This window comes from Arhodomonas sp. KWT (assembly GCF_010993615.1).
Genome location: NZ_WNXE01000220.1, coordinates 1 through 3,497 on the forward strand (window position 1 = coordinate 1; position 3,497 = coordinate 3,497).

A 3,497-nucleotide genomic window follows, 5' to 3' on the forward strand; every position below is an offset into this window, starting at 1 on the left:
CCCTCGGCAATGTGGTGACGCAGCTCGGCCTTGCGCCGCTCGATGAAACGCCGGTGCTCCGGCTCCGCCCCCGGACGCCGGCGATGCACGTGCGCGTCGCCGTGCAACCCCACCAGCGCCTGCAGCAGCGGCTGGCCGTAGAGGTCGATGAACATCCACTCCATGGCGCGGTCGCGGAGATCGCGGAAGGTATTGAGGCCGAAGACGATCTCGTTGGAGACTAGCCCCTCGATCACACGGAAGGGGTTGTCCTCCGACACCGGGTGGCGATCCTCGCGCACGCCCTCGGCGAGCGCCGGCAGCCCGTACATGAACGGGTTGCGGTCGCAGAAGACCTTGTAGCGCAGGCGGCTGGGGTGCAGCCGCCGGATCCAGGTCGCAAGGTCCGGCGTGACCGTCGCCCGCACCCACGGCTGGACGAACAGCCGGTAGAGACCGAGGTTGATCTCCGAGACCCTCGCCACGGTGGCGAAGCGGGTGTCGTCCTCGGGCCGATGCTGGATCTCCTCGTCCAGATCCTCCACCGAGCGCTGCTGGAACTCCAGCAGGTAATCGCGCTCCGGCGAGGCACCGGCAGTCATCTCGTCAGCGGGGGTGACAGTGGTCTCGTAGAGCCCGGGCGGCAGGACGTCGATGTAGTCCATGTTCGCCGTGAACTCGGTGTGCTCCTTGCGCGAGACGCTGCCCGAGACGAAGATCCCCAGGTGTCCGGTGGTGTCGTGCACGCAGTACACGATCGTCTGGACGTTGGCGATGATGTCGTCCACGCCCTCGTAGAGATCGCGGATCCAGCCCAGCGCCTGGGGCGGGGGCGTGATGTTGTCGCCGCGGGAGCAGAACACGACCACCGGCGAGCGGACGTTGCGCAGATCCACCCGCCGCCCATCCCGGGTGACGAGCTGGGCGGTGGACAGCCGGTTACCGACGAACAGGTTGTCCACGATGTACTGGATCTCCTGGGCGCCGAGGAAGACGTGCCCGCCCCACCAGCGCTCGAACTCCAGGTACCGGTCCGCCTCCGTGTCGATATTGGCGTAGAGGTTGTACTGCTTGGCCCAGTAGGTGTTCGCCGGGTTGAGGCGCTCGAAGTTCTGCACCAGCCAGGCGCCGTCGAACAGCCCGTTGCCGAGATCGCTCAACAGCGCGGTGGTCCAGCTGCCCCCGGTCATGCCGCCGGTGTAGCGCATCGGCGCCCCGCCCCGCTCGCCGGCCCAGTAGGACAGTGGCGCACCGGCGATGAGGATCGGGCCGAAGACGTCCGGCTCCAGCGCCGCCGCCATCATGATCTGCCAGCCGGCCTGGCAGTTGCCCACCACCATGGGCCGCTCGGAAACGTTCGCGTGGCGCTCGCCGACATGGCGCAGGAAGGCGATCTCCGCCTCCACCACGTCCTCGACGGTCTGGCCCGGCTCCGGGTACGGCAGGAAGCCGATGAAGTAACAGGGGTGGCCGGCACGCAGTGCCACGCCGATCTCGCTGTCCGGCTTGAAGCCGCCGATGCCCGGACCGTGCCCCGCCCGCGGGTCGACCACGACGAACGGACGCTTGGACGGGTCCTCCTCGACGCCCTCCGGCGGCTCGATGCGCAGCAGCTCGTAGTTGACCGGCCGCGGCAGATCGCGGCCGTTGACCAGAACCTCCGCCTCGAAGCCGAGCACATTGGGCTTGGTCTTCTCCATGTGCTCGAGGTACTGATTGCCACGCTGGCGCATGACATCCATGTACAGCACGCTGCGCTCCAGCGCGTCGCGCCAGTACTCGTTGGCGGCACGGACGACGCCGAAGGGATCGAACATCGGCAACGGGTCAACCGGCAGGGGCGGCATCATCATGGCGCTATTCACTTCCATCAGAGGATTGGCGTGACTGCGGGCGGACCGACCCGCCACGGACATCGCGGAACCGGTACGCCGGGCACCGGGATACACGAGTCCGGCGGGGAGGGACGGACAATGCCACGGGGGATTCGGCCGCCGGTCGCCGCAGCCTGGGGCGCGACGTTCCACGGAGTGAGCGGCCTATCACAGTCACGCCTGCATTCTTGCCACTGCAACGATCCACAGTCAAACGGAATCCGACGGGCATCAGGTGCTTGCCGGTCCAGCCCGGAAGGATGGATTCAGGCTCGCCTGCGGGAAACCGGCGGGTAGTGCCGGTAACGATCGGGGAGCATTCGGCGGGAATAGCCGGGGCAGGCCCTCAGGACCTGCCCGGCCCGCCCCGCAAGGCGGGGCTGAACGGGGCGGCGAGCGTGCCGGCCGCCCCGCGGGGCATCACCGCTTCAGCCGGTGAAGAACTCGTTGATGCGCGCACCGATCTCCGCGGGGGAGCGCACCGTGGCGACACCGGCCTTCTCCAGGGCACCGAACTTGTCGTCCGCCGTGCCCTTGCCGCCGCTGATGATCGCGCCGGCGTGGCCCATACGCTTGCCGGGGGGCGCGGTGACGCCCGCGATGTAGGCGACGACCGGCTTGCGCACGTTGCTCTGGATGTACTCCGCGGCCTCTTCCTCGGCGGTGCCGCCGATCTCGCCGACCATGACGATGCCCTTGGTCTGACGATCGGCCTCGAAGCGCTCGAGCACGTCGATGAAGCTCATGCCCTGGATCGGGTCGCCGCCGATGCCCACGCAGGTGCTCTGGCCGAGGCCCACATCGGTGGTCTGCTTGACCGCCTCGTAGGTCAGCGTGCCGGAGCGGCTGACGATGCCGATGGAGCCGGCCTTGTGGATCTGGCCGGGCATGATGCCGATCTTGCACTCACCGGGGGTGATGACGCCGGGGCAGTTCGGCCCGATCAGGGTGGCGTCGTAGTCCGCCAGCGCGGCCTTGACCTTGAGCATGTCCTGCACCGGGATGCCCTCGGTGATGCACGCGATGACCTTGATGCCCGCATCCGCGGCCTCGAGGATCGCGTCCGCGGCGAAGGCCGCCGGCACGTAGATCATGCTCGCCTGGGCGCCGGTCTCGGCGACGGCGTCACCCACGGTGTTGAACACCGGCCGGTCCAGGTGGGTCTCGCCGCCACGGCCCGGGGTGATACCCCCGACGATGTTGGTGCCGTAGGCGATGCACTGCTCGGCGTGGAAGGTGCCCTGCTTGCCGGTGAAGCCCTGCACGATCACCTTCGTGTTCTTGTCGACAAGAATGCTCATCTCGCTTGAACCTCGTTGCTGATCCGAATGTCGCGTCAGGCGCCCACCGCGGCGACGACCTTCTTGGCGCCGTCGGTGAGGTCGTCAGCGGCGATGATGTCCAGGCCGCTGTTGGCAAGGATCTCCTTGCCCTTGTCGACATTCGTGCCCTCGAGGCGCGCGACCACCGGCACCTTCACGCCGACCTCCTTGACCGCCTCGATGATGCCCTCGGCGATCATGTCGCAACGCACGATGCCGCCGAAGATGTTCACCAGGATGCCCTTTACGTCCGGGCTCGCGGAGATGATCTTGAACGCCTCGGTGACGCGCTCCTTGTTGGTGCCGCCGCCGACGTCGAGGA

Annotated in this window: 2 protein-coding genes and 1 pseudogene; all 3 read right to left on the reverse strand. The window is 67.9% G+C overall.

All coding sequences use genetic code 11. From position 1 onward, the window contains the following. A partial coding sequence (locus G7A99_RS16885; protein ID WP_240466321.1) for a DUF3141 domain-containing protein occupies window positions 1-1,850 on the reverse strand: 1,850 nt, incomplete at its 3' end. Window positions 1,851-2,281: 431 nt separating this feature from the next. Beyond that, window positions 2,282-3,154, reverse strand: coding sequence for a succinate--CoA ligase subunit alpha (sucD, locus tag G7A99_RS16890; protein ID WP_018716317.1), 873 nt, complete (start codon window positions 3,152-3,154; stop codon window positions 2,282-2,284). A gap of 35 nt (window positions 3,155-3,189) precedes the next feature. Next, a pseudogene (sucC, locus tag G7A99_RS16895) lies at window positions 3,190-3,497 on the reverse strand (succinate--CoA ligase subunit beta); the annotation flags it as partial.